This window comes from Streptomyces sp. CC208A (assembly GCF_030010625.1).
In the GTDB taxonomy this organism is placed as follows: domain Bacteria; phylum Actinomycetota; class Actinomycetes; order Streptomycetales; family Streptomycetaceae; genus Streptomyces.
Map to the genome: position 1 here is coordinate 1 of NZ_JASCXN010000057.1, position 25,269 is coordinate 25,269.

Annotated in this window: 19 protein-coding genes; 5 read left to right on the forward strand and 14 right to left on the reverse strand. The window is 71.7% G+C overall.

Going from position 1 to position 25,269, the window contains the following annotated elements; genetic code table 11:
• Positions 1-580 precede the first annotated feature (580 nt).
• From QK442_RS34555 to QK442_RS34575, 5 genes are all read right to left on the reverse strand, one after another.
• On the reverse strand, positions 581-1,825 hold the full coding sequence (locus tag QK442_RS34555) for a TIGR02679 domain-containing protein (protein ID WP_282698084.1): 1,245 nt from the start codon (positions 1,823-1,825) through the stop codon (positions 581-583).
• Positions 1,822-6,846 (reverse strand): SbcC/MukB-like Walker B domain-containing protein, encoded by a 5,025-nt coding sequence (locus QK442_RS34560; protein ID WP_282698085.1) that lies wholly within the window; start codon positions 6,844-6,846, stop codon positions 1,822-1,824. Before QK442_RS34560 ends, QK442_RS34555 begins: the two co-directional genes overlap by 4 nt.
• Positions 6,843-8,162 carry a DUF2398 family protein gene (locus QK442_RS34565; RefSeq protein ID WP_282698086.1) on the reverse strand — a complete coding sequence of 440 codons (1,320 nt, stop codon included), beginning with the start codon at positions 8,160-8,162 and terminating at the stop codon, positions 6,843-6,845. Before QK442_RS34565 ends, QK442_RS34560 begins: the two co-directional genes overlap by 4 nt.
• On the reverse strand, positions 8,159-9,712 hold the full coding sequence (locus QK442_RS34570) for a DUF2397 family protein (protein ID WP_282698087.1): 1,554 nt from the start codon (positions 9,710-9,712) through the stop codon (positions 8,159-8,161). The genes QK442_RS34565 and QK442_RS34570 overlap by 4 nt, the downstream gene beginning before the upstream one ends.
• Before the next feature lie 336 nt (positions 9,713-10,048).
• A complete protein-coding gene (locus tag QK442_RS34575; protein WP_282698088.1) occupies positions 10,049-12,439 on the reverse strand; it encodes a UvrD-helicase domain-containing protein in 2,391 nt (796 codons plus the stop codon).
• A 331-nt stretch (positions 12,440-12,770) separates the two neighbouring features.
• On the opposite strand from QK442_RS34575, the gene QK442_RS34580 reads away from it, so the two are divergent.
• The 3 genes from QK442_RS34580 to QK442_RS34590 all read left to right on the forward strand — a co-directional run bounded on the left by QK442_RS34580 (position 12,771) and on the right by QK442_RS34590 (position 14,596).
• A complete protein-coding gene (locus tag QK442_RS34580; protein ID WP_282698089.1) occupies positions 12,771-13,034 on the forward strand; it encodes a hypothetical protein in 264 nt (87 codons plus the stop codon).
• A gap of 60 nt (positions 13,035-13,094) precedes the next feature.
• Entirely contained in the window at positions 13,095-14,003 is a 909-nt protein-coding gene (locus QK442_RS34585) for a hypothetical protein (RefSeq protein ID WP_282698090.1), read from the forward strand.
• Between the two features lie 77 nt (positions 14,004-14,080).
• Entirely contained in the window at positions 14,081-14,596 is a 516-nt protein-coding gene (locus QK442_RS34590; protein WP_282698091.1) for a hypothetical protein, read from the forward strand.
• A gap of 122 nt (positions 14,597-14,718) precedes the next feature.
• Here QK442_RS34590 and QK442_RS34595 read toward each other — a convergent pair whose 3' ends face one another.
• The 8 genes from QK442_RS34595 to QK442_RS34630 all read right to left on the reverse strand — a co-directional run bounded on the left by QK442_RS34595 (position 14,719) and on the right by QK442_RS34630 (position 21,917).
• Positions 14,719-15,009 (reverse strand): hypothetical protein, encoded by a 291-nt coding sequence (locus QK442_RS34595; RefSeq protein ID WP_282698092.1) that lies wholly within the window; start codon positions 15,007-15,009, stop codon positions 14,719-14,721.
• A gap of 87 nt (positions 15,010-15,096) precedes the next feature.
• The gene (locus tag QK442_RS34600) at positions 15,097-16,980 is read right to left on the reverse strand and encodes an ATP-binding cassette domain-containing protein (RefSeq protein WP_282698093.1); all 1,884 of its coding nucleotides are present in this window, start codon (positions 16,978-16,980) and stop codon (positions 15,097-15,099) included.
• A gap of 181 nt (positions 16,981-17,161) precedes the next feature.
• Positions 17,162-17,578 carry a lasso peptide biosynthesis B2 protein gene (locus QK442_RS34605; RefSeq protein WP_282698094.1) on the reverse strand — a complete coding sequence of 139 codons (417 nt, stop codon included), beginning with the start codon at positions 17,576-17,578 and terminating at the stop codon, positions 17,162-17,164.
• On the reverse strand, positions 17,575-17,865 hold the full coding sequence (locus QK442_RS34610; protein ID WP_282698095.1) for a PqqD family protein: 291 nt from the start codon (positions 17,863-17,865) through the stop codon (positions 17,575-17,577). Before QK442_RS34610 ends, QK442_RS34605 begins: the two co-directional genes overlap by 4 nt.
• The gene (locus QK442_RS34615) at positions 17,859-19,589 is read right to left on the reverse strand and encodes an asparagine synthase-related protein (protein WP_282698096.1); all 1,731 of its coding nucleotides are present in this window, start codon (positions 19,587-19,589) and stop codon (positions 17,859-17,861) included. Before QK442_RS34615 ends, QK442_RS34610 begins: the two co-directional genes overlap by 7 nt.
• A gap of 98 nt (positions 19,590-19,687) precedes the next feature.
• Entirely contained in the window at positions 19,688-19,858 is a 171-nt protein-coding gene (locus QK442_RS34620; protein ID WP_282698097.1) for a hypothetical protein, read from the reverse strand.
• 138 nt (positions 19,859-19,996) lie between these two features.
• A complete protein-coding gene (locus QK442_RS34625) occupies positions 19,997-21,184 on the reverse strand; it encodes a M20/M25/M40 family metallo-hydrolase (RefSeq protein ID WP_282698098.1) in 1,188 nt (395 codons plus the stop codon).
• Between the two features lie 16 nt (positions 21,185-21,200).
• Positions 21,201-21,917, reverse strand: coding sequence for an XRE family transcriptional regulator (locus QK442_RS34630; RefSeq protein ID WP_282698099.1), 717 nt, complete (start codon positions 21,915-21,917; stop codon positions 21,201-21,203).
• A 613-nt stretch (positions 21,918-22,530) separates the two neighbouring features.
• Between QK442_RS34630 and QK442_RS34635 the strand changes: the two genes are divergently transcribed.
• Together QK442_RS34635 and QK442_RS34640 are read left to right on the forward strand one after the other, a co-directional pair.
• Entirely contained in the window at positions 22,531-22,959 is a 429-nt protein-coding gene (locus QK442_RS34635; protein WP_282698100.1) for a hypothetical protein, read from the forward strand.
• Between the two features lie 208 nt (positions 22,960-23,167).
• Positions 23,168-23,413: a hypothetical protein gene (locus QK442_RS34640; RefSeq protein WP_282698101.1), complete on the forward strand. Its 246-nt coding sequence runs from the start codon at positions 23,168-23,170 to the stop codon at positions 23,411-23,413.
• A gap of 279 nt (positions 23,414-23,692) precedes the next feature.
• On the opposite strand, the gene QK442_RS34645 is transcribed toward QK442_RS34640, so the two are convergent.
• A partial coding sequence (locus tag QK442_RS34645; protein ID WP_282698102.1) for a Helicase associated domain protein occupies positions 23,693-25,269 on the reverse strand: 1,577 nt, incomplete at its 5' end.

Genomic DNA, 25,269 nt, shown 5'->3' on the forward strand with positions numbered 1-25,269 from the left:
CTCCTAGCGAAACGCCGCGCGTTGCGCGGCGACATGATGCAGTGTCAACTCGGCGCTGCGCGCCGAGTGCAGCGCTGCGCGCAGCTTGGCGCCTTCGGCGCCTTGAGGCAGGTCTGCTTCCCCTTCCCCTGCCTTGAACTCTTCGGCTTTGCCTGCGAGTTCTTCATGCCCGCTTCGCGGGCATGTGGGGCTCTGACGGCAAGCCGAGGGGTGCGTCGCCTGGCTTCCGAGGTGCCTGTAAACGTCCTGGACTCCCTGACAGGTTCCAAGGCTAGCAGGGTGCTTCCTCAGTTAAAAACTTTCGGCGGATCCGGCTTTGCCTCCTCTGCCTCCCCAACGGCCGGAAAGGCACCGCTTCCTCTCAACTGAGCCGAGGCACCGGGCTCCCCCTGCTGCGCCCGGGACAGCATCCGAGGGGAGTGGGCACTCGCCTCGCTGAGGTGCCGTCAGCACGCGCGCCGACTCGAAGTCTTCCGCCACAGGCGGCCAATCGTCGGAGTGCCGTCGATGACCTTCTTGCGGCCATCCGGTTCCACCTGGAACGGCATCAGGCTTGGTGGCCGTTTGGCGTGAATGATACTCACGGGCCTGCCTCCGGCCAGCACTCAGGCTTTCCCAGCACCTGGCGCAGTACAGCGTCGTGCTCCTGGAAGACCACCCGCCCGCCTGCCCTCAAGGCATCCCGCACGGTGGCCTCTCCTGCTCCAAGAGCTGGCGCCAAAGGGACTGATGACGGCTCAGGGCCCGCCTCGTACACCGTCGATGCGTCCATCGCGATCAACTCGGCTCCGTACGTGCGTGCTACGTACTCAGCAATCCGCAGACCACTGCCATCCAGATCACCGCTGTATCTCAGGTGGATCCCCTGGTCGACCGCGAGCTGTAGGAGGGTGTGGTCGACGCTGCTGAGCTGCCCGCTGGTACATGCCAGCGGGCCGGGGCTGTCACAGGCCATGGCGGCTTCTAGGACCGAGGGGTTCTCGACCACGGTGAGCACCTGGGGCGCGAGCGTCGGCGGGGTGTGGGTCAGGTCGAGCAGGGTCAGGGCTACGGGCGTGGCCGCCTCTCGTAGCCGCCGGTCCACTGGCCCGTCGCCCACAGCCTGCACCTGATACAGCAGCACGGTGGCCGACAGCCGGTCGGCGATCACTCCGTAGTCGGCGAGCAGCGCCCGGACCAGGTCGGGGCGGCTGGGCTCGGGGCGCCCTGCCAGTTCGGCGACTGCTGCGACCAGTCGGGCACCGGCGGTGGTGTCCAGGTCGAAGTAGTGCGGGTCGCCCGCGCAGTCGTGCGAGAGCTTCGCCAGAGAGACCGCGGGACTGTGCGGCAGCTGTGAGGTGGCGGCGGCCAGGGCGTCGACGAGGCGGCGTACTGAGGCCGCGTCGTCGTCCGTGACGCCGGCCGTGCGCATCCGCGCCACCAGAGCGGGGAGGTGCGGCAGGGCTCCGCTTGCGTAGTCCCACAGTTCCTGGCGCAGCGTTGCGGCTGTGCGCCGGTCTGCTGCTCGGTCCTGCACTGTGCGGCCGATGGCGCGTTCCACCAGCAGTGGCAGGTGCTCGGCGGCCAGGCCGAGCACCGTCAGTAGTTCGCGGAGCGGTACGCGGACGCCGGTGGGGCCGACGGCGACGGCGGAGCGGACGCTGCGGCGGCGGGCGGTGGTGTCCAGCCAGGATCGCAGGGTGGCGATTCCCGCTGGGGTCAACTCGGGCACCCGGACTGCGGCGATGGACTCGGGGGTCTGGCCGGAGCACAGGCGGTCGTGGATAGCCGTCCACAGGGGGGCCAGGTCGGGGTCGTCGGCAATCAGGTCGAGGTCCACGCTCACGTGTGCTCCTCGCGGTGGGCGGGGTCCAGTGCCAGGTCGAGGGTGAGGGGCTGTGGTTCGCCGTGGCCTTGCCACAGCCAGGGGACCGTGACCCGGTGTCGTCCGGCGGTGACTACTTGGTGGACCATGACCTGTCCGGCTTCCTGTTTGATCATGGGGGTCATGAAGGGGGCGGTGGCGAGCACGTCGAAGTCCCAGGAGCGCAGTAGTGCGAGGACTTGGCGCAGGTTGGGTTCGTCGAATGCTGCGTCGATCTCATCGACGGACAGCAGCCGGGGGCCGTGGAAGCCTTCGCCGGAGTACATCGACCATGCTGCGGCCAGCAGCGGGAGCATGGTGGCCAGTCGTCGCTCGCCGGTGGACAGTGCTTCCAGCGGGTTGGAGCGGGCGGTTACCTTGCGGAATTTTTCCGTGCTGCCGTCGCCGAACGAGGCGTGGGTCAGGGAGATTTCCCAGTCGTGCCAGGCGCGGTAGTCGAAGGTGTGGGCGACGCGGTCGGCCCAGGGCTCGCCAGCTTTTTCGTCCATCCGTTGCCGCAGCACGGCGTACATCTGCTCGAAGACCGCGTCGGAGGGCGGCTGGGAGATGAGGTCCACCATGCGCTGGGCGTCCTCGTCTTCGCGTACCGTCCATTCGACTTGGACGCCGACGCCTGCGACGCCGGTGCGGACTTCGCTGAGGGTGGAGCGGATCTTGCGGACCAGTTCCTGAGCCGCCTCACGGCGCAGACGCACATCGCTGCGCAGCCGGGTGAACAAGCTGGTCTTCAGGGTCTGTTTGATGTCTGCGCGCAGGTCGTCCTCGAGCTGGCCAGCGGTGGCCTCGAGGGCCTGGACTGCGGTGTGGAGGTCTTCTCCGCGGGCGGCGCCCGGATCGGCGACGACGGCGCGGCGCCAGTCGGTGTTCTCGATGCTGATCAGGGTGACCTGGCGGTCAAAGCGGACCAGCGCGGTGTTCGCTGTGCGGGCGCTGGTCTCCAGTGCTGCCAGGGCGCGGTCGCGGGTCTGGGTGAGGGTGGTCAGGCGGTCAGCGGAGGCGGGGCGGTCGGCGAGCAGACGGCGGGCCCAGGCCAGGCCGGCGGTGAGGTGAGCGGGCCGTCCGGTGGCGTCGGTGGGCAGGTCCTCGGGCACGGTGGCGAGGTTTTCCTCGGCGAGCCGAGTGAGCTGGCGCAGGCAGGCGTCGCGGCGGGTTTCGGCTGCCTGCCGGTAGGGGGCGATACTCTCGAGTGTCGCCTGGGCGGTGGCGGCTTCCACGGCGGCGTTGTTGCGTTGTTGCAGGAGTTGCTCGGCCTGGGCGCGGGTTCGGTTCAGCGTGGTGGCGGTGTTCGCGCGGTGCTGGCGCAGCCGCTCGTACTCGGCGCCGTGCAGGGCGCGGATCTCGGCGACGGCGGCGGCTTCTCGCTGGGCGTCCCGGCGAGCGGCGTCTGCTTGCTGGCGGGCGCGTTCACAGCGGCTGGTCCAGTCCTCGGCTGCGGAAGCGTCGCGGCCGGCGCGCTGGAGCAGGTCGGTGACGCGCAGCGCGGCGTGTTTCCAGGCCTCGGTCTGTGAGGCGAGTTGTTCGGTTGCGCGGTGGTGGCGGTCGAGGGCGGCCGGCTCGGTGGGCAGGAGCGTTCCGTCGGGCAAGGTGGCCCGTCGGTTGAGCGTACGCAGGGCGCCCTTGACCGTCTCACCGGCCGCGCGGTGCCGTTCGCTGGCAGCCAGCACTGTGCTGCGGGCGCGGGTGAGGGCGTCGTCTGCGTCGTCCTCGGCCTCCTGGGCGGTGCGGGCTGCGGCGAGGGCGGCGAGAGGGAAGGCGGCCTGTTCGGCGTCCGCCTGTTGTTGCGCGTCGGCGGCCGCGGCCCGGGCGGCCTCGCTGCGCTGTGCGGCCTGCCGGCGCTGGTCAAGTGCCTGGTGTGCTTGGTCGGCCTGGGTGCCGGTGTCGGTGGCGGCCTGCTCGGCGTGGCGCAGCTGTTGTTCGACGGCGGCCAGGCGTGCGGCGCGGGCGACGGCGGCGGTCTCCAACTGGGCGAGGGCCTGCTGGCGTCTGTGTCCGGCATCTGCGATACGGCTGTCGGTCTGTCGTTGGACGGTCTCCATGTCGCGTCGCAGCCGGGCCGCGTTCTGGGTTGCGGTCAGCAGGGCCGCCGCGTTGGGGAAGGCGTCGCGTTCGTCGGCGGCGGCCTGGATGTCCTGGCGGCGGCGGCGGACCTCCTCTTGCGCGGCGGCCAGGCGCTGCTCGGCTGCGGCCAGGTCGCTTTCGAGGGCGGCGACGCGCTCCAGCCGGGCCCGTTCGCGGGCGGTACGGCCGATGTACGCGGCTCGGTAGCCGTCGGGGGCGGCAGCCGTGAGCACGCCGGAGGTCAGCCGGCCGGTGGCCAGGTCACTGCCGGGGGCATCAACTGGGATGGCGTGCAGGAGTCGCCGGATACGGTCGGGGTCGATGGCCGGGTCTGGTTCGAGGCGGAGCAGGTCGGCCAGGGTGGTTTTGGCGGCGGGGTGGAGGGTGGGGGTGAGGGTGAGGTCGCCGGCCACCGCGTGGCCGTCGGGGGTGACCAGGGCGTCGAGGATGCCGGCGACCAGTAGAGCGCCTTCGAGGCGGCTGGCTTCGGTGTCGCTCAGGTGGGGGGCGAAGTCGACCAGTGCCCACAGGGGGATGCCGTCGCCTTCCTGGCGGGTCCGCCACGGCGGGGCGGGCGGGGTGGCGGCTGCCTGGCGGCTTGCGGCCAGCTTGGCTTCGATGGCGGCGACATCGGCGGCGGCGAGGTCGGCCTGGTGCTCGGCGGCCTCAGCGTGGTGGTGCAGGCGCGGGACCGCTGCCGCGTGTGCGCGCTGTGCCATCAGTTCGATGTCGGCCGGGCGGAGTGTGCCCAGCCAGGTCTCGGTGGCGTCCGCGGGGCTGTCCGGTGCGGGGGCCGTGGGTAGCTGGATGGCCTCGGCGGACAGATGGATGAGGTCGGCGCGCCAGCGGTGTACGTCCCCCAGCCAGGTGCGGGCGGTGCGGGCGGCGGCGTCCACGCCGGCGTTCCATAGCTGCTGGGCGGCGGCGAGGTCGGCGCGCGCGGTGTCCTCGGCCTGCTGGTAGGCGGCGTGGGCTTGGTGGCGTTGCCGTTCGGCTTCCTTCGTCTCGGCGCGGGCGGTCTCCTGCGCGTCTCGGTAGGCGGCCATGTCTTCGGCGGATGCGGCCTGCGCGGCCTGGTGCACGGCACGGGCTCGCTCAGCGGTGGCGGCAGCCTCGGTGGCCAGGGCGGCGTCGGTGGCGGCGGTCTGCTGGTGGCGGGGCAGGTCGATGCGGGCGCGGGCCTCTGCGGCAGCGGAGGCGAGCCAAGTGGTCAACTGCCCGAGGTCCACGCGGCGCTCGTCGTCGGCGCAGGTGGTGAGTTCGCTGGGGGCGGGTTCCAGCTGCCGGGCGGCGGCTGACCATTCGGCGGTGCGGGAGGCGAGTTCGTGCTCGGTGTGTTGCCGGTGGGCGGTGGCTTCAGCGGCGAGCCGGCGGTGGGTGTCCTCGTCGTCTTCGGCGGCGCGCAGTTCTTCGGCAGCCGTGTATTCGGCTTCCTGGGCCAGTTGGTGGCGGCGCAGCGCGTCGTCCACGGCCCGTATCTGGCTGATGCGTGCCTCGGCCCAGGCCCCAGGGGTTGCGCACAGGGGGTCGATATCGATGGCCGGTTTGCTACCGATGTCGGCCGACGTCAGCTGCCCGGCGGCGGCCAGCAGGCGTTCGATGGCGGCTTCGGCACCCAGCATCGTTGCGGTGTGGCGCAGTTCATCCGCCAGGTGGAGAAGATGGTGCTGGCTGGTGCGGGCCAGTTCCGCCGAGCCATCTGCCTGCTCGGTGGCCGCAGAAGCGTCGGTGGTGGCCTGTTCGGCTCGTTCGGCGGCCTCGTCGGCGGTCTTGGCCAGTTCGGCGGCCCGGATTTCCCGGTGCGGCAGGTCGGCCCCGGCGTGGCCGCGCAGCTCGCTGTCGGCTGCCTCAAGGCGGCCTTCGAGTTCGGAGATCCGACTGAGGGTGGCGGTGTGCTCGGTGTCGGCTGCCGCCTCGGCGGCCTGGGCCGCCTGGACCTGTGCGGTCGCCTCCCGTGTCCGCCGGGTCTGGTCGTCGACCTCGGTGTTGGCAGCGGTCAGCGCCGCGGCCTGGGTTTGCGCGACGGTGGTGAGGTAGCGGCGGTAGGTCCGGTCTGTGCCTTGAAGCAGCTTGGCTTCCTCGCGGGTGCGCTGCAGCTGCGTCTCCAGTTCGGCGATGCGTTCCATCGCCTCCGCGATCAGGGTGAGGCTGTCGGTGTCGAGGGCGGGCAGCGCATCGGTGAGTACCTGGCGCATGCGCGTGGGCGAGATGGCCTCGGCGGTGCGCAGACTGCGCAGACTGCGCAGGACGGCGATGAGCGCGTCGAACTGGACTTCGTCGAGCGGGGCGAACAAGCGGGTGCGGATGGTGTGCCGGTAGTCGCGCTCGTCGGAGACGACCGGCAGGTGGGCCAGCGCCTTGGGGCGCAGGCTGGGTGAGGCGGTGAACAGTTCCCCGTCGCAGGCGGCCAGTTGCTCGGCCAGGTCCTCGATCCGGACGGGCTCGCGGTCGCGTTGCAGCAGCAGGTCGGTCCCGATGCGGGCGGGGGCGAGGAAGAACGCGCGGTGCAAGTGGCCGCCGGTTGCCCGCAGCCACAGTCCGGTTGTCAGGAACGTCACCTCGCCGGTGCCTGCATCGCGCAGCCCGTACTCCAGCCACCAGGCGCCGGTACGGTCCTCCCGGTCGTTGAAGTCGGTGTGGCGGCTGGTGAGTGTGCCGGCCGCTTTTCCGGACACCGACAGGGCCGTCTGGGAGGTGTCTGCGTCGAGCAGGACGGTGACCAGCATGGAGGCGGTCAACGACTTGCCGGAGCCGTTGGGGCCGGCCAGGGTGAGCCAGCCGTCGGCGAACAGCAGGTCTTCGCTGGCCCAGGCCCAGGAGTTGACGATGCCGGCGCGAGTGGGCTGCCAGCGGCCGTCGGCGCCGGGCTGGCCGAGGGCCACGGTCGTGGCGGAGGACGCAGTGGGGTGGTCGGTGACGCTCATGGGGTGGGTTCCTGCCTGCCTGGCGTACGGCGCGGTGGGGGCGGAGAAGGGGCGTGCTCGGCCGGCACGAAGCGGGGAGGGTGTCGCAGGTGGGTACGCCACAGGTAGATCCCGGGGGTGGGGTGCCAGTGGTCGGGGATGTCGGGGTCTGCGGTGAGCAGCCCGGCCTGGATGAGTTCGGCGGTGGCGGCGCGGGCCAGGGCGGGCAGGCGCCGGTCGTAGGCGGCGGCCCAGCGGGGCAGGTCGTCGCGGTGCCGCTGGAACAGAGCGGTCACCTCGGTGATCGGAAGCGGGCCAGTGGGGTCGGCGCGGCGGGGCAGCTCGGCGAGCAGGGCGAGGGCCGCCTGCCGCTCGGTGCGCCGGCCCTGAGGGAAGTCGATGCCGCTGCCCAGACCCGTCGGATCGGCGGTCTGCCACCAGTCGCGGCGTACGGTTGCCACAAGTCCTAGGGAGGCCACGACGCTCAGTGCCCGTTCACGGCCGGTGAGCGTATGAAGGTAGGCAGTGGTCTGTGCGGCATCGTCGTGGGGGTCGGTGGCAGGATCGTCGACGAGCCGGCGCAACGCCGTCAGCCGCCGCTCGTCCCGGGTCGGGCCGCCCGCTGGTTCGTCGAGGGCGGCGGCGGTGTCCAGCAGCGACTCGGCTGACAGCGCGGCGGCGTGCGCTTGCGGGGAGAGGTCGTCCAGGCCGAGCAGCGTGGGGGAAAGCGAGGAGAACTTGGCCGCGAGACGGTCCCTGGATGCCGTGACGACCAGGTCGCTGTCCTCGTCGGTGACGGCACGGTCGAGGTCGGCGTCCACGGTGAGTGATCCTTCAGCGACCAGGAGCTTGAGGGCGTCGACCAGGTGCCGGCGGCTCTCGCGGGCTTCCTTCTTGCCGGTGCCGTCGGAGGCGACGATACGGAACTTGGGCAGCCGCCCGGTGGGGGCTTGTTCCGCGCACACCTGCGCGACGGCCTGCAGCAGCTCGCGCAGACTGACGCGCGGACGACGCCACAGCTGCTCGCAGACCAGGCAGACCAGCACCAGGACCTCGGTGGGGGCCATCTGCGTGGCGCGGCCGTCGCGGGGAAGGTGGGGGCCGCGGTCGTCGGGCACGTCGGCGCGGCGCTTGTGGAGGCGGACCAGTTCGGCGACCTCGTGCACCTCCAGGCGCCAGCCGAGTTCTGCGCGGAAGAACTGGGCAAGCGCCGCGCCGCCTTTGACGGCGGCACGGTAGAGCTCCGGGTCGCTCTCCGCGCGCAGACGGCCGGTGGCGATGAGCCGGCGGGCTGCCTCACGCAGGTCGGGATCGAGCAGGTGGTGCGGGGTCGTCATGCCACGCTCCAGGTCGGGACGCGCTGGAGTGAATCACTCACGGCGGCATGGTCGGTGGCGGTGACCCGCACCCGCAGGTCGGGGCCGGTCAGGCGGCCCTCGGCGAGGGCCACGGTCACGGTCCGGTCCACGTCGCCGCGGCGGATGTGAACCACGACGCCTGCCCCGTCGGCCTCGGCCTGCCCGCGGCCGGTAGAGGGGTCGATCTGGGCGTAGGCGACCTCGATGGCGCGGAACAAGATGACCGCCGCGTCGGTCGGCAGGCCGGTGAAGTGCTCCAGCCCCACCTCTGCGTCGGTGACCAGCAGCGCGGCAAAACGCCGCCTCCGTGCCGCCTCGGCCGCGGCTTCGGCCAGCGCGGCCTGGCGCTCAGCCGCGGTGTCGGCTACCTTGCGGGGCCGGCCGCTGGACGGGCCGTGCCGCTCGTGTTCCCGCAAGGTCACCTCCACCTGGTGCCTGCCGGTGCCGGCCGCCGCGGCGGTGCCGTGGGCGACGTCTTCTTCCGCCGGGCCAATGACCGCGTGCCAGGCCGGCCAGTCGCCGAACGCGGCGGCGTACACGCGCCGTGCCTCGGCCGGCGTGGGCTGCGCGTGCAGGCTGTAGGCGAGGGAGCGGAAGTCTGCGCCCAGGTCGGAGCCGCGCCGCCGCGCGGTGTAGCGCCGGTCGATGGCGACCAACAGCGTGTGCACGGCGCCGGTGGCCGAGGAGATCAGACGATGCACGGTGCCGTCGGGGCTGAACCACGCCTGGAGGTCCCCCAGGCGGCGCACCCGTTCGTCGACCCAGTGCTGCTGGTCACCGGGGTCGATCAGGCCGGCGTGCGGCACGGCGGCCTCGACGATCCGGCGGGGACCTGCCGCCTGCAGATCGTCCAACGCGGCCTCGACCCGTCGCAGTGCCCGGCCGTACTCGCGGGGAAACTGCCGCAGCGCTTCGATGACCCGGTCGCGGTTGTCGCCGAACAGGCCGTCGTCGGTGACGTCGGACTGGACCATCTGCGCCAGGGCGGCGTAGAAGTCGGCGGTGACCCGCTGGAGCTCGTCGATGCGGGTGCGGACGTCCTCCAGGTCGACCGGCAGCAGTCCGTGGTCGGCGCCGAGGTGGTCGAGGATGCCGCGCACGGTGTGCTCGACGCTGTCCAGCAGGCGGCTGGGCAGTTGCAGCGCGCGGGATGCGTCGATGACGGCTGCCCGGACGGCGGCGACGATGCCGCGTCCCTTGCGGGTCAGCGCCCACGCCTCCTGGCGGATGATCATGCCCTGGTAGTTGCGTACGGGGGCGGCGTAGTCACGGAACGGCTCGGCGAAGCCCCACTTGGCCAGCTGGTCCAAAGCGTTGAGCAGGTCCGGCTCGGGAAGCGGGTCGTGGTAGCCGATGGCCCGTAGCTGGTCGGCGATGTCCGCCAGCGTGGACATCGGGCCGCGTGTGGACAGCTCCTCCAGGGCCGCCAGCAGCGCGGTGTAGCGCTCGCGGACCAGGTCGTCGGGGAGCGCGAACGCAGCCCAGTCGCCGGGGTGGACCTCCTGCCACCACATCCGCGGTCGGCTCATCGCCCACCCCTTTGCTCCCATGGCGCCTCCACGCACAAGAACGCGTGAGCGTTCTGTGGCGGCTCGCCTCGGTTCGTGCCCTGTTTGGCCGGTGTCTGCGACGGTATCCGCCGCCACTGACATTGACTGCTGGAGGACAGTGCGACGAATGTCACGGAATCATCGCCTTCGATGTGCTATGGAGCGCTGTAAGTGGGGGCGGATTGCGGGTGGAGCCGAGCGAGGTCAGAGGCCAGAGGTGATCGGGGGCCGGGTCGGGAAGCGGGCCCTGTTCCGGCCGCCCGGAGATCACCGTCATCGGGGCGGCTGGAATGGAGCGGCGGAGGTCAGAGGCCTTCAGGAGCGAGCAGCCTTGCGCAGGTGCTGGCGCAGCAGTGCGCGCAGTTGCGGCAGGGGGGCGCTCGCGCCGAGCCGCCGCAGGAAGTCGACAGCGTCCCAGGTGATCAGGCCGCCCTGGCGGGAGAGGTACAGGCCCACCTGGTCGATGCCGAACTGGTCGTCATAGTCGAGCAGGAGGTATCCGGCGAGCTGGTAGATCTCCTCGCGGCCCAGGCGGCGGGGGTCCTTGGTGGCTTTGCAGTCCAGCAACAGGCCGCCGAGGATGTAGTCGGCATCCGCGCCACCGATGTCTGCGCTGCCGGCGAAGACCGGACCGCACACGCGGGCGCTTTGCGGTAGGGCCCGGAAGGCGGCGAACGGGGCGTCGGCGAGCCGCGTCTGTTGGTCGATGTCGGTCACGACGTACTCCGGGACCACGGCGGTGAGGTCGTCCAGGGTCGTGGCGGGGGTGGCGGAGCTGAGCATGCTGAAACGGCGGATCTCGCCGGTGCGGGCGATGTCCTCGAAGAAGCCGGCCACGAAGCACAGCCGGATGAGCGCGTTCTCCTCCAGGCTGGAGGGGTCGGCGAGGTAGGTGTCGACGGTGGCCAGCAGCTCCCGGCCTGCCGTGTGCAGGGCCTTGCGGGATTCGCAAGCCGGTGCGCCGCGCAGCGGTCCGGTCTCGTCGAGGAGCATGACACCGGCGACGACGGCCAGTCCGAGCCGTCCGCCGAGGCTGAGGCGCAGGCGGTAGTCGATGGCGTGGCCGAGGGCTGACCAGTTCGGGTACTGCACGTCGATCGGCTGCACGGGGTGCGGGAGGCCGGCGATGCGCGTCTGGTAGTCGCGGACCAGGTTCTGGCTGTGGGGCAGGTGGGCGGTCATGAACTGCGAGATCGGTGAGGAGTCGTACTTCAGCTGCCCGGTCAGGCTGAGCTCGATCATCGGCCGCCCGGCCACCGTGCCGTCCCGGCCGGCGTCGGCCATGGTCTTTTCATAGCTGTCGATCCAGGCGATGCCCTCGGTGTCCAGCTGGTGGCGGGCGCGGGTGACCGCGACGTAGATCAGGCGGGCCTCGCTCGCGTTCAGCGCGCGCTGCAGGCCGTGGTCGTCCACCGACGGGGCCATGAAGCCCTTGCCGATGCGTACCGACGGCCACTGCCGTCCCTTGGCCTTGTGTGCGGTGGAGACGGTGACCTTCGCCTTCTCCTGTGGGGACAGGCGGTCCACCGCGGCGATGATCTGGTCGGGGCCGTAGGTGTCGACCAGCTGCACGATCGCTTTGAGGTCCTGGCCCGCCTTGTCCTGCTCGGCGTATTCCTGCACCTCGCCCCAGGAGGAGAACAAGAACAGTTCCGGGTGGCTGGTGCGCTGCCCGGCTTTGAGCTCGAGTGCGGCCCCCGCGATGCGCTGCAGCGCGCTGCCCCCGCCGGTCAGCGCCACCGGGATGCCGAGCTCCAGGTAGGACAGGACTTCGCTCATCGCGTCCACGTTGCCCCGGCACAGCACCGCCTCGGGCTGCGCCACCTCGCCGACCCGGGAGATGGGGCCGTGACCGGTCAGCTGCATCTCCGACTCGGCGTGCCCCAGCCACCGGTTGGCCACCTCGGCGATGGCCGGGCCGAAGCGGAAGGACTGGGTCAGGCGCAGCTGCTCGGCGGGGAAGCCGGTCATCACATCGCGCGCGTTGCGCCAGCCGTAGATCTGCTGGGCCGGGTCCCCGACGCACACCCGCTGCGCGTCCTGGGCGAGGAAGACCTCCTCCAGCACCGGGTTGGTGTCCTGGGCCTCGTCCAGCAGGACGAAGTCCGCCCCGAGCTGCGGGGAGGTCATCGCCCACAGCTTCATGTAGTGGTCGTGCTCGAACCGCAGCCGGCCCGCGGGCGAGCAGATGTCCTCCCACGCACGGTGCGCATAGGGCAGCAGGGTGCGGGCGAGGTAGTCCTGGCCGGGGCCGTCGAGGCCGTTGACCGGCTCCATGTGACGGGCCATGACCTGCCGGTCGGTGGTGTAGCAGAACTTGCGGATCATGCCCATCACCAGGCGTGCGGCGTGAGTGACCTTGATCTGGCGGGAGTTGACATCGAGGTCGCGGGTGATGCCGAGCAGGCGGGCGGTGTGCTTGGCGGGGATCCTCGCCGAGGCGTCCAGCCGGTCGCGGTAGTGGTGGCCGACGGCGCGGAAGGCCAGGGAGTGCGCGGTACGGCATTCGACGTTCGGGCCGAAGCGTGCGCGGGCGTCGTCGGCGATCGCCCGGTTGAACGCCACGTACAGCCCGCGTTTGCGGGTCGCGGCGCCCATCAGGATCAGCGTGGACGTCTTGCCCGTCCCGGCACCTGCGACCAGGGCCAGGTCCCGGCCGGAGGCGAACACCTCACGGGCAGCCTGCTGCTCCTTCGTCGGCTCCATGGCCATAGGGGTTCCTCTCTGGGAAGCGCGGCTTCATGTACCGCAACCCCGAAGACTCCCCGGCGCCATGACCAACCGTCAATACAGTCATACGTTCGGTAATCAGTTCTGGCCGAATCGGGTCGGAGCCTGCAGGACAGCACCGCGAGCCTGTGTGCTGCCGGTTTCCCCCTCCCCGGCCCCCTGGCGATGCACCCGTCGACGCAATCAGGACAACGGATTTCCCTGACTTCGCCAGGAGTTGACAGTGCCGCTTTCTAAGCTGCCGCAGGCTGGGAACCGGTCGGCACCGTGCTGATGGCCGGCCGCGTGAGCAGAAGGGAGGCACAGGATGCCCACGTGTACCCGCCGGGCCAAGTCGACCCGGCGCCCCTGCCGCCGCCAGGCCGCCGAATGGCCCTGCTACGACGATCTCCCCGCCCCTGTGGTGGCGTGCGCCAGCCACCTCACGCCGGCGGAATGGGCCGCCTGCCAGGAAGCCCGCGCCCGGGCGAACGCCGAGCGCGCCGCCCGCCGGGCAGCGGAGGCGGCCGCACGCCAAGAGCGGGGCGAACAGGAGCAGCCGACGGCGACCGTGGCACCCGAGGTCCTATGACCGTGCACCGGCGAGTGCATCTCCCAGGCACGAGCCTGGGGCCGCGACGCCGACAGCGCCTTGAGCCTGTGCGCGATCTGCGACGGCTACGTGTGCATATCCTGCGGCCAGGCCGAAGTCGACGACATCCTCGAGTTCTGCGACCGGTGCACGACGGAGGAGGCGTTGCTCCACCACGAGCCGGACGCGTTACCGGACGAGATCGACACCGGGCCGAACCCCCACATGCGGCTGACCGCGGCGGTCAACCAACTCGTCGCGGCCACCGGCACCACGCACGGCGCCGTCAACGCCCGCATCAACCGCACCATCGGGGTACACACCCGCGTCGGAGCAAGCGAGCAGGTGATCCGCCGCGCCGCCTGGGCCGCCCGCGACTGGCTCGACCAACTCCTCCCAAGCCCCCAGACGGACGCCACCGCCTCCCCACCCGACGTGCCCGATCCCGGCGCAAGGACAGTGACCGTGCGCCTGAGCGGCCAGAGCGCCAGGCGCCTGCGCCGCGCGGCCGAGATCCAGCAGCGGCCCGCCGAGGAGGTCGCGGCCGAGTGCATCGTCGACGAGATGCGCCGGGACGTGCACGAGGCGCTGTACAGCAGCAGTGAAACCTACGCGGCCAGCCTCGAAGGCCTCGCGAAGCGCCTCGCGCTGATCGCGCGAGAACTCGGTGCCTTGCCCTCCGGCGCCGCCGCGCAGGTGATCGCGCTGGCCGCCGCAGAGAAGGGCGGGCTGCTGCCCGAGGAGTGGCGCCACCGGATGCTCGAGCAGCTCACCGAGATGTGGACCGGGCGCACCACCGAGTTCGGCACACGCCCCGACGGCTCCACCGGCCCGCTGGAGGACATCAAGGTCGACACCATGGTCACACCGGCGCAGTGGGACGCGCTGGCGCGCATCGGCGCACCCGGCAGCATCGCCGCAGGGGTACGCAAAGCGCTCGAGGCCGGGATCACCACACTCGACCGGTGATGCGCCTTAAAAGCGACTGTCGGCGGATCTCCGGGGGCGGGGCTAGCATGTCCGGCCCCCGGATCAGGAGAACACCGATGCAGCCCGAACACTGTCCATTTCACCACCGCCCGGACACGTGCGTGGCCGTGGCCCGGCTCCTGGCCCAGGCGGGCCTGCTCGACCCCACACCCCACGCCCCCGCCGCTCGCGGAACAGCCACGGGCGACGTGGCGCCCGTCCCTTCGCGGGATGTCACGCTGCCCCTCATCGCCCAGCACATCAACACCTGGGGCCGCGTCGTGATCGACCCCACCCTCCCCTACGCGGAGGTGACCGCGCTGGAAGAGCGGTCACTGCGCTATACCCTCCAAGCCCTGTGGGAAGCAGCGGGCGAGGCCACCCGGCGCCGCGTCGCGTTCCCGGACGGCAGCGCGTCAGGGTGGTGGCGCGTGAGCGACGCGCTGCAGGAAGCCCAGTCAGCGGCCCGGCGCACCGCCGCCGCCGACAGCGACGGTGGCGAGGCGGACCTGTGGTGGTACATCGCCCTGCTCCACCTCGGCCACGCCCGCACCCTCTGGCAGAACCGCATCGGCCACACACTTCCGCAGTAACGGGGCACTGCCCGACGCCCCGTGCTGACGGTTGAAGCCCTGATTCCAGGCTTCATCCGTCAGCACGGGTGCGGTAGATGTCTCTTGGCTGCCTCCCGGGCGGCAGCACGCCGACGTGCGACTCACGCGGGCGCAGCGGCCAGAGCGGCACGTCCTTCGGCAGTGGGCTCGACCAGGTCGCCGCGGCTGCCGTCGGCCGGCACCACGACACGGACCAAGCCCCGCTTCCACAAATTGATCGAGACCCCGTACCACGCCATCTGCCGCTCGGTCCACGCCTCGTGGCCGGGATGATTCTCATCCATGCCGGGCTCGGCCGGGTTCAGCACCGGGAAGTACTCGGACATCCACACCGGCCTGCCGGCCTGCGCGACCAGCCTCAGCAGCTCACGTTCATCGTTGCTCAGCGTCATCAGCCCAGGCTATGACACGCCATGATAAGGATGTGGAGACAGCGGTGTGAGCCCCGCGTCTTCTGGATCCATGACCAACCAAGTGTGTTACCTGTCCTGTTGCAGCTTGAGCATCTCGAAGAAGCCTCCAGCCTGGCTGACCAGCTCCTCATAGGTGCCCATCTCGGAGATGTTCCCCTGGTCCAGGACGACGATGCGGTCGGCGAGGCGGGTATTGGCCAGGCGGTGGGTGATGAACACGGTCGCCCGCCCGGCGGCCAGCGTCTTCAGCCGAGTGTAGATGCGGTGTTCGGCGCGGGCGTCGAGGGCGGCGGTCGGCTCGTCCATCACCAGTACGGGAGCATCGCGATGGAAGGCTCGGGCGACCGCGACGCGCTGCCACTGACCGCCGGACAGGTCGTGCCCTCCCCACCAGGAGCGGGCCAGCGAGGTGTCCAGCCCGTGGGGCAGGGCGGCGATGACGCTGTCGGCGCCAGCTGCCTCGGCGGCGGCGTGCACGGCCGTGTCGCCTTCGGGGCGGGGCTGGCCGAGGGTGATGTTCTCGCGTGCCGCGAGCGGCCAGCGGGTGTAGTCCTGCGGGACGAGCGCCACCTTGGACAGCACTCCGGCCGGGTCGGCGTCCGCAAGATCCACCCCGTCCCAGCGCACCGAACCGCTGGTGGGGAGGAACAGGCCGGTCAGCACCCGGGCGAGGGTGCTCTTGCCCGCGCCGTTCTCGCCGACAAGCGCAATGACTTCGCCGCGCTTGAGGTCCAGGCTGATGCCGTCGAGCGCGGGCCGGTCGGCACCGGGGTAGGTGAAGGACACGTCTTGGGCGGTGATCACCTGGGGTCCGTCCTCGGCGACGGCGGCGGTACCGCGGCGGGTCGCCCACGGCTTGGCCACGGCCAGGAAGCGGGCCCAGTCGTCCAGGGATAGGGAGGTGCGGAATAGCCGGGCCCCTGCCCGGACCGTCGTCGCGAGCGCGGCGCCGGAGGTCCGTATGGCCAGGGCGGCGGTTCCCGCTGCCGCCAGTTCCATGCGACCGGTGGCCACGAGCAGGACGAGCACGCCCCAGGTCGCGGCGGTGCCGACCGCTGTGAGTGCGTCGCCGATGCCCTGCACCACCAGGGCCTGCCTCGTCGCGCGGAGTTGTTCGGCTTCCAGGCGGCCGGAGACGATGCGGTACTGGCGGATGAGGAAGCTGGCCATGGTGCCCGCGCGAACCTCATCAGCGGTGTTCCGCTCTGTGGTGTAGGAACGGAACACGTTTCGCAGCCGGGAGTCGGCGAGGTTGCAGTGGTGGGCCGCGTGCTCAATCCGCGCCCCGCGTACGGCGCCCCACGCGCACGGGAGCACGGAGAGGACCAGCAGGGAAAGCATCACCGGGTGCAGGACGGTGACGACGGTCGCCGCGGCGGCCATCTGGGCCGCGGCGGACGTGAGGAGCTGGGCGTCGAGGATGAGGTCGCCGGTCTTCTCCGCCCCGTCGGAGGCGGCGGCGTGGGCGTCCTCGAAGTCCGGGTCCTCGTACGCGACCAGTTCGGCGGCGGTGGCGGCGGTGATGACCTGGAGGTCGGCTTCGCGTACAGCCTTCGGCGCGAGCCGGGCCGCCGCGGCGCGGGCGCCGGCGTCGAGCAGGTAGCGGCCGGACGCGGCGAGAGCGAGCACCGCCACGGCGGTCAGGTTCTCGCGCAGACCGGCGGCGATGTCTGTGCCGGTGAACACGGCGGCCAGCAGGCGGGTGGTGGCCGCGAGCGCGGTCGCGGTGAGCACGGCGGCGCCGATCTGGCAGCCGATGAGGGCAAGGACGGCGCGGCGGTCGGTGCGCCAGCCGAGCCGGGCCGCCTCGGCAAGGGTGCGGGGCAGCCGGCGCGCTATCGCGGCCGTGGACAGGTTGACGCTCGCCTCGAAGTGCCGGTCGGAGGCCAGGCTCATCACGGGCGGCTGGCCCGCTGCGGCGACGGGCGGCGAGGTAAGGGAAGAACTCACGACCCCCATCAGGGAGCCGAACCAGGCGAGGGGCAACGGGATTGTTCCGCACCCCGCCCATCGCCCCAGGCAGCAAGAACCAGGCGTCAGCGGAGATACCGGTTTTCACTCGTTCGAGTGAGGCTGTGGTCCGGGGCGGGGAGGCTTGGGCCGGCCCCGGACCACGGCAGTCCAGGGCCGCCTACGGCACCGACAGGACCGGCATCCAGGGTCGGTCGGCGGCATCGCCGATGTCCCGGCCGACCGCGCCGTCGGGGACCTCGGCCCAGGCGTGCGCGGCATCTGGGAGGAAGCGGGCGCCGAGCACCCAGCGGGAGCGGCGGCCGGTCAGCGCGGTCGCGATGACGGTGGCGAGACTGATCTCCATGCAGGCGATGCGGCCCGGCCACCACGAAGGGATCACCGCCAGCACCGCCGCGTAGAGGGCTTCGAGGCGTGCCAGGCGTGCGTGCGGCAGGCCGCGCAGCAGGCGCACGGCAGCGATCTGCCAGCGCAGCGGCCACCGGCTCATGACCAGGGACAGGGCGAGCGCGACGGCGGCCACCAGGCGGTCGCGGACCGGGGCGGTGGGTCGGGCGGCGGGGACCATGACCGTCATCGACGCCACCACCTGCGCGGGCGCGGTCGGCCTGTGTCGACGAGCACGCCGGCGGCCACCATCTGGTCCACGAACCCGGCGATCTGGCTGTCGACGGCGCGGGGGTCCTGGCCGGTGGGGACGGCGATCTCGTCGGCGAGCCCGACCGTGCCGCCGCGGACGGTGACGGCGTGCCAGATCTTCGCCGCGTCCGGATCGAGCATCAGCCACGCGCCGCGGCGGACGTCGAGCACCGCCGTGCCGTACGGGCCCGTTGCGTGGTGGACGTGCGGAGCGGGGGTCAGCACGCCGCCACCTCCCTCCCCGCTGTCTGACCGCTCAGCCACCAGCACGTGACGATCAGCTGGTGCAGGTCGGCGATCACCGTGGCGCTCTGGCCCCGGGCCGCCTGCGCGAGAGCTGCGCGGACAGCTACGAGGTCGATCAGCCCGCCGGCCGCGAGCGGACTCGACGCGATCAACTCGCCGAGCAAGGACCGGTGGCGGGCGAGTCCGGCGATGCGCTGGGCCGTGAACGATCCCTTCGAGCGCCGGGAGGTCAGCCAGTCCGGGAGCTGCGGCAGCGCGGCCCGCAGCAGCGGCTTGTATGTCACCAGCCCGCGCCGGGCGAGGGCCGGCACGGCGAACGCGGCCCGCACTACCTCGTTGTCCAGGTACGGGTACACCGGCGTCACGCCGAGCGCCTGCCCGTACGGGCTCCAGCCGCGGGCGGAGGCGCCCACCGACCGCAAGGCGGCCCACTGGTCGAACTCGTCCGCCAGTTCCGGCTGCCGGTCCCGGGCGGCCTGCCGCAGCAGTGCGGCGACCTGGTGCCGCCCGTCCGCCGTGAGCCACGACGCTCCGGCCCCGAGACGGCACCACGACCAACCCGCCACAGCGGTCCCCGGCGTGACGGGTCCGCGCTCCAGGGCCTCGGCCACGCGCTCCAGACAGCCGCTCCGGCCCAGGTCAGCGGCCTGCTTGAGGGCCTTCCAGTACGGGCCGGGGGCGGTGTTGCGCAGCCGGGCGAACGCGACGACCTGGCGGTGGGCCTCGCGACGGCGGCCGTCTTGGAGGAGACGGACCCAGCAAGAGCTGGAGGCGTCCAACACGATGTCCCCGCCGTGCCCCGTCAGGTGCAGCGGCAGCCCCCGCACGGGGTACAGGTAGGCGGCGTCCATGGCGTACATCGCCGCCTCCAGCACCGGCTCCGCCCCGGTCGGCTGCCCCGCGGGGAAACCGAAGGGCAGCAGCTCCTCGGTGCCGGTGGCGACGGTGTGGGAGATCTTGGTGTGTTCGGCGACGCGGGCGGCGAAGGCCATGTCCTCGCCGCTGGTGTAGCCGTCGGTGTACGTGACCGCGTGCACTGTGCCGACGCCGGCGGCGAGGACGACGGCCGCAGAGGAGTCCAGTCCGCCGGACAGGTCTGCCCCCACCATCCCGTCGGCGGCGCGGACGCGGTGCTGGACGGCGTCGGCGAGCGCGCGGCCGAACCGCTCGGCTCCCTCGCGCAGCTCGCAGGTGGGCTCGACGCCCGCGATGTCGACGAGCTGCGGCGGCGCCCCGGGCGCGAGCAGCAGCCCGAACCCGCCAGGCACCATGCGGACCTGCTCGTACGGGCTGCGGTGCGGCCAGTGGTGCTCGCCCACAGTCAACCGGGCCACCAGATGCGGCAGGTCCGGCACCAGGTGCCGCCCCAGGAGGCCCGGCGCGGTCGCCCACGCCGTCCCCGTTTCGTGCGGCGCGTAGTAGACGGCACGGATGCCGGCCAGGTCGCCACACACGAAGTGCCGCCGCCCGTCGTGCACAGCGACCCAGTACGAGCCGGGCCACCGGGTCAGCTCACCCCACCGGCCCGCCCGCACGGCCGAGAGCGCGGCGGTCAGCTCCTGCTCGGTGACCGGGCAGTCGCCCACGACCGCAAGCGCGGCCTGCCCGTCGGTGGCCGCGCGTACCTGCGCGGCCGGAGCCCGGCGCACACCGCCGAGCCCGTCGATCTCTGTTCCGTTCACGGCGGCGGTGCCGCTGGTCATCCACTCCCGTTCCATCTTCTCGCCTGCCCTTCAGACACGACCGGGGGCCGGCCGCCGCAGCGGCCGGCCCCCGGGGTGCTCGGTGGTGTCCGGGCGTCTCAGCCCTCGAAGTAGTTGGACTTGTCCGAGTCGTTGAATGTCTGGCGGCCCAGGGTCAGGGTCGCCACCGGATGGGTGCTGACCTGCGGCGCGAAGCCGCCCGTGCGCGGCGCCACGACGGCGGTGTCCTCGACGGTGGGCTGGGTGGTGACGATGGTCCGCTCGGCCATGACCGGCCTCCCTTGTTCTCGGTGAATGTGGAGGTGGTGCTGCCTCTATGCCACCGCGATCAAAGATCCGTTCCCAGAGACGAAGATGGGGACTTGCTGGGAGCGGATTCGGGAGAAAGTTGGGACGCTGTTGGGACGTCAGCCGCCCAGGAGGCCGAGGACGGCCCGCTGGTACACCGCGTAGACCTGCGGCAACTCGGCCAGGTGGGCGCGCTCGTCGATGCCGTGCAGCCCCTCGTACGGCACCCCGAAGCCCGCCGTGGCCGCGATGCCCTCGCCAGCGAGCAGGTTGCCGATGTTCGACGGACCCGCGGTCTTCGACCGGACTGTGAGCCCCGCCTCGGCGGTGGCGTTCAGCAGGGCGGCCGCGGGCTGCTCGTCCTCGGCCAGGCGGAACGGCGGCCACGTAGCGACCGGGGTGACCTCCGTGGGCATCGGGGCGGGCAGCTCCGCGTCGAGCTCGGCGACGGCCTTGCGCACCAGCGTCTCGGCGTCGTGGGCGTCGAAGGCCGGGGTGGTGCGCACGTCGACGTTGATGTCGACCCGGTCAGGGGTGACGGAGAAGCCCTGGCCGCCGTGGAAGGAGGTCACCGACAGCTTCGGCGGCAGCGGGAACCCCCCGCCCTCCACCACGCCGGGCAGTTCGGCCGCGTCCAGGAGGCGTACGAGGTGAGCGGCCCGGGTGATGGCACCGATGACGGTCTTGCTGGAACCGGAGTGCCCGGAGGGGGCGTACACGGCGATCGACGCCCGCCACAGGCCCCGGCCACCGACCACCACCTCGTCCATACCGGGATAACCGATCATCACCCCGGCCGGGCGGGCCGCGCCAGGATCAGCGAGGTAGGCGCGGGCACCGCCGAAGCCACCCGTGTGCTCGTCGACGTCCAAGAGCACGGCGAGCCCGCCGCGTAGCGTCTCGGCGCGGGGGGCGAGGTCGGCGGCGATGTGGCAGAACATCGCCGCAGCGAGCTTGGAATCGGCCGCCCCCCGGCCGCGCAGCCAGCCGTCCACGATGTCGCCGCAAGCCGGGGGGAAGGACCAGGCGGTCTCGTCGCCGTACGGGGCGGTGTCCACGCACGCGTCCAGCGTCCACCAGGAGCCCGGCCGGCCGCCGGGGATCTCCACCAGCAGCCCCACCAACTCGCCAGCACCGTCGTGCAAGCGGCGGTGCGGCAGCTCACGAGCGGTTAGCCAGTCCTCCAGCGCGCCCAGGACGGGCCCGTAGTCGTCGATCCCGCCCCGGCTCGGCCGCCGGATCAGCTCGCTCGCCAGCTCGACCACGGACGCCGTACGGGCCTTGGCCTGCTGAAGGTCCTCGATCACGCTTCTCCCTCGCCCCCTAGTTGTGCCGCACCGGCAGCGCGCGGACGGCCTCGATCGTCTCCACCGGCCGCGCCGAGGCGCACGCCTCCCGCCCATGGTGGACCAGACCCACCGCCGCCTCGCGACCGAGTAAAACGCCGCAGTCGAACCCCTCCGCCCCGTGAAACGACGGCAGCGGCACCACCGCAGCGGTCTCCGACGCGACGAAGAACCGCTCCAGCGCCTCCGTCGGCTCCACCATCCCGATGTGCAGCGTCTTGACCCCGTTGTGGCGCGCGGACGGATCGCGCAGCTCCAGCAGCCGCAGCAGGTGGTCGGCGAGTGCCTGGTGCCGCGGGGGCCCGTACAGCACCCGGTAGTGGGCCAGGTCCGGGTGCTGGGCCACAGCCGTCTCGATCGCCGCCAGATACGCCTTCTCCCGCGACCGGGAGCCGGTGACGACCAGCTGCTCGCGCGCCCCGGCGACGACGTCGACCATCGCCTCGACCAGGTCCGTCCAGCGGGTGAGCACCTTGACCACCACGGCCGTGCCGGAGGTCTCCAGCACGCTGGTGGCCTCCCCGTCCTGATGCGCGAACAGCACCTCCGGGCGCTCGCGGTACAGCTGGCACAGGCCCGCACGGTTCCGCTTGCCCGTACGGCGCCGACCGGACTCCCACGCGCTCATCAGGCTCGCGTCCGTCGCCCCGCCCGTGATCGCGTTCAGCGCGTCGGCGGCCTCCTCCAGCGTCATGTTCCGTGCGTTCCGGGCCCGCTTGAGCGCCGAATCCCCGCTGCTTGCCGCGGCCACGAACACCGCCCCCTCCCCTTGAGTCGGCATGTGTCCGCAGTCTTCCCCACCGGGGGCCAGTCCAGCGACGAGGCGGTCCTGGCGGTCTGCGGTCCGTGCCGAGGCGGGCAGATGCTCAGGTAATCATGAGGCTGTGGTAATCCTCGACCTGCTGGGCGTGCCGCGGTACGGCCGGCGCGGTCGCCGCCCGGTACGCCGCTGACGTCGCTCCCTCCGGGCCGGCCGCCCGGCGAGCTGGCCGGTGCTGTCTGTCGTGTGCTGCCCCGTGCATCGCGAGCCATAGCGTACTGGGCGGCGAACTGGCCCGCCTGGTGTGAGGTCTCCGCCGTCTCCTGGCGAGACATCGACGGCATCAGCGATGAACCCTCCGTTCGCCCAGGCTCTTCGCTGACCCCAAGACAGCTGCCCCTGTGACATCCGTTCCCCACGGCGCGGAGGCAAGCCTCACGAGGAAACACCTGGTCATGCCCCTGCTGCCGTTGCCCGTGGGACACGGGACGGGATCAACGGGGGCCGAATCCCGGAACTGTCAGAGCAGGGGGCCATCATGGGCGCCATGACCGACACGGAGCCTTCGGACCTCGAAGTCGTGGTGACCTTCTCGCCGGAAGAGCATGCGCTCATCAGCGAGCACGCAGCCGAGCTCAACGTTTCCGTCGAAACCTACGTCCAGCAAGCCGCCGCGCGACAGGCACGCGACGGACAGCTCAAGCGTCAGCTCCTCCAGGAAGCGGCGCAGAGACAGCAGTCGAGCGCTGAGCGATTCGGGACCTTCGGCCCGCTCATCGACGATGTCCTCGCCACCCGCAGGGACCCCGACACGCTCACCGAGGCAGAGAAGGAAGCCCGAGTTCGGGAGGCGGCCCGGGAATGCGGGATCGACTACACCGACGAGGTCCGGGAACTGGGCAACGCACTCTGGGCGAAGATCGACGCCCTCCACCACGACATCTCGCCCAGAAGCACGAACTCGAAGCGCGACTGACGGGAAGACACCGAGGCCGTTGTCAGTTGGCGGGCCGGGGGCTGGATGCGGACCGAACGAGGAAGCGCCAACTCCACAGGGCCGCCGGGGATGCGCCTCCACGGGCTCGCCTCTACCCGGCAGGGGTCTTCTTCGCGCGGCAGCGCTGGTCGGCAGAATGGATTTCGGCACAGGCAACAGCCGCCGAGACGAAGAAGGAGATGTGGCCGTGGCCGATACCTGGAACGGCGTGCCCCTGGCGGAGGTGAAGCCCATCAGCCAGGACATCCACTACCGGATCCACGACGCCGACACCGGCGAGTTGATGGGGTTCGGAACCGGCCGTGGCGGTTCGCTGGGAGCCGTGGTGGCCCACTGCCGACGCGTGGAAGACGCCTGCCCGGGGCGCCATCTGGTCATCCGGGCATACGACGGCCCAGCCGGGCCGGGGTTCGACCGCCCAGTCGGGCCGTGAGTCTGCGCTGTCAGGTCCCTGTGGCCGTGCAGTCGGCTTGGTTGCCGCGAATCTTGTTCCAGGCGGCCCGGCCGGGGTGCCGGACGTCCTCGGTGTGGTCGATGCCCAGTTCGCGCGCTGCTTCGGCGACGCGCTTTCCACTCCTCTGGCAGGCCGCCGGAGGCGTGCATGTGCCGTGGACCGGGATCTGGCGGGCCTGCTGCAGGTGCGGGCTCCTTGGCCTTCCTCAATGAACGGTTGCTGCCTTCATGACGGGCTGCCTGGTGGGGTAGCTGCGCTCTACCCGAGGGAAGCGGGCGGGGCGGTGTCGTCGGTCCAGTCGCCGTCGAACAGGGAGGAGACCAGGGCTTGTTGCTCGGAGGCTAGTTGGCCGGCGCGTTGTTTGGTGCGGGTCTTGGCGAGCCACGGGCCGATCTTGACGCGCTCGCCGTCGACGGTGATCTCTTCACGGGCGGTCGGCGCGCGGCCTTCGCGGTGGAGGAAGAGTTCCAGGAGTTGGACGGTCTGTTCGAAGGTGCGGCGGGTGCGGCGCGCCGGGGCGAGCGGGTTGCTGGCGGGGGTCAGGCCGAGGGAGGTCAGCATCTGCTGCTGACGGCGGTGGAGGGCCTGCCAGGTGACCAGTTGGCGGTGCAGCCAGGAGCCGATCTTCACACCTTGCAGGAGGGTGTCGTGGGTGAGGGCGGCGGGGTCGGCGCCGCCGGCGAGATGGGCGCGCAGCAGGTGGTACTTGCGATGCCAGTCCGCGCCGTGGGGCAGGCGCCAGTCGGGGGCGAGGGCGGTCAGGGCGTCAACGCGGGCCGGATCGAGCTGATTTTTTGCGGCGAGGTGGCGTTGTTCGGCGAGCCAGGCGCCGACGGGGGTGGTGGCGGGGGCGGCGAGGTGGCCGTGGGTTCGCAGGTGGTCGGCTGCGGCGGCCAGGCGGGCGCGCCAGGCGGCGTCGTGCTTGTCCCAGATCATGCCGAGGGCGTCGAGTTCGGCGATCCAGTCGGCTTCCAGGCGGCCGGCGGTGCGGGCGTCGCGCATGGTGGTGATGAAGGTGCCCAGCTTGTAGCCGGTGGGGTCGGTGTAGTCGGTGGGGACGTCGAGGTGGCCCATTTCGTCGTGGTAGGACTGGGCGGCGGCAAGGCCGAGGCGGCGGGAGCGGGAGACACCCGGGTCGCGGGGGTCGAAGGCGGCCAGGTCCATGGCGCGGGCGATGCGCTCGGGGTGGACGGTGAAGTCGAAGTGCCAGCGGCGTTCGATGACGTCGCTGGTCTCCTTGGGCAGGCGGTTGGCCTTGTCGGGCAGGCGCTCCAGGATGCGGTGGTCGTGGCTGGCCAGCGCGCAGGCGATCGCCCAGACGGGTTCGTAGGCGGTGCCGAGGATGTTCTCGGGCTCCGCACCGGGCGGGGTGTAGACGGGGACGATCAGTGAGGCGGTTTTGCCGGAGACGTCCAGGCGCAGGGCGCGGCCGAGGGCCTGGACGCAGCGGATGACGCTGCGGGTGGGGTCGGCGAAGACGACGGCGTCGACGCTGGGGATGTCGACGCCTTCGGCGATCAGGCGGGAGTTGGCCAGGACCGCGCAGTCGGCGGCGCGGAAGTCGGCGAAGATGTCGGCTCGCTGGGCGGGGGTGTGCTCGCCGTGGGCGAAGAACAGCTGCGGGGTGATATCGGGGCACAGGCCGGGATCCGTGTGGCGGAGCAGGCGCAGTGTGTGGGGCAGTTCGCGGGTGAAGCGGCGGGCGTCGGAGACGAGGTTGAAGTAGACCAGCACCTTCTTCAGGCCGTGCTCGGTCATGGCACGCAGGACGGCCAGGTGCAGGGCGGTGGTGCGCAGCGCACCGTCGTCCTTGTTGTCCTCGGCGGTGCTGCCGT

Bases quoted from the DNA above. Each gene is read 5' to 3' on its own strand.
- QK442_RS34630 (WP_282698099.1), bottom strand. From the start codon at position 21,917: ATGACGCTGGAGGAGGCCGCCGACGCGCTGAACGCGATCACGGGCGGG.
- QK442_RS34595 (WP_282698092.1), bottom strand. From the start codon at position 15,009: ATGACGCTGAGCAACGATGAACGTGAGCTGCTGAGGCTGGTCGCGCAG.
- QK442_RS34560 (WP_282698085.1), bottom strand. From the start codon at position 6,846: ATGAGCGTCACCGACCACCCCACTGCGTCCTCCGCCACGACCGTGGCC.
- QK442_RS34580 (WP_282698089.1), top strand. From the start codon at position 12,771: ATGCCCACGTGTACCCGCCGGGCCAAGTCGACCCGGCGCCCCTGCCGC.
- QK442_RS34635 (WP_282698100.1), top strand. From the start codon at position 22,531: ATGACCGACACGGAGCCTTCGGACCTCGAAGTCGTGGTGACCTTCTCG.
- QK442_RS34605 (WP_282698094.1), bottom strand. From the start codon at position 17,578: ATGACGGTCATGGTCCCCGCCGCCCGACCCACCGCCCCGGTCCGCGAC.
- QK442_RS34570 (WP_282698087.1), bottom strand. From the start codon at position 9,712: ATGAGCCGACCGCGGATGTGGTGGCAGGAGGTCCACCCCGGCGACTGG.
- QK442_RS34615 (WP_282698096.1), bottom strand. From the start codon at position 19,589: ATGACCAGCGGCACCGCCGCCGTGAACGGAACAGAGATCGACGGGCTC.
- QK442_RS34620 (WP_282698097.1), bottom strand. From the start codon at position 19,858: ATGGCCGAGCGGACCATCGTCACCACCCAGCCCACCGTCGAGGACACC.
- QK442_RS34575 (WP_282698088.1), bottom strand. From the start codon at position 12,439: ATGGAGCCGACGAAGGAGCAGCAGGCTGCCCGTGAGGTGTTCGCCTCC.
- QK442_RS34590 (WP_282698091.1), top strand. From the start codon at position 14,081: ATGCAGCCCGAACACTGTCCATTTCACCACCGCCCGGACACGTGCGTG.
- QK442_RS34565 (WP_282698086.1), bottom strand. From the start codon at position 8,162: ATGACGACCCCGCACCACCTGCTCGATCCCGACCTGCGTGAGGCAGCC.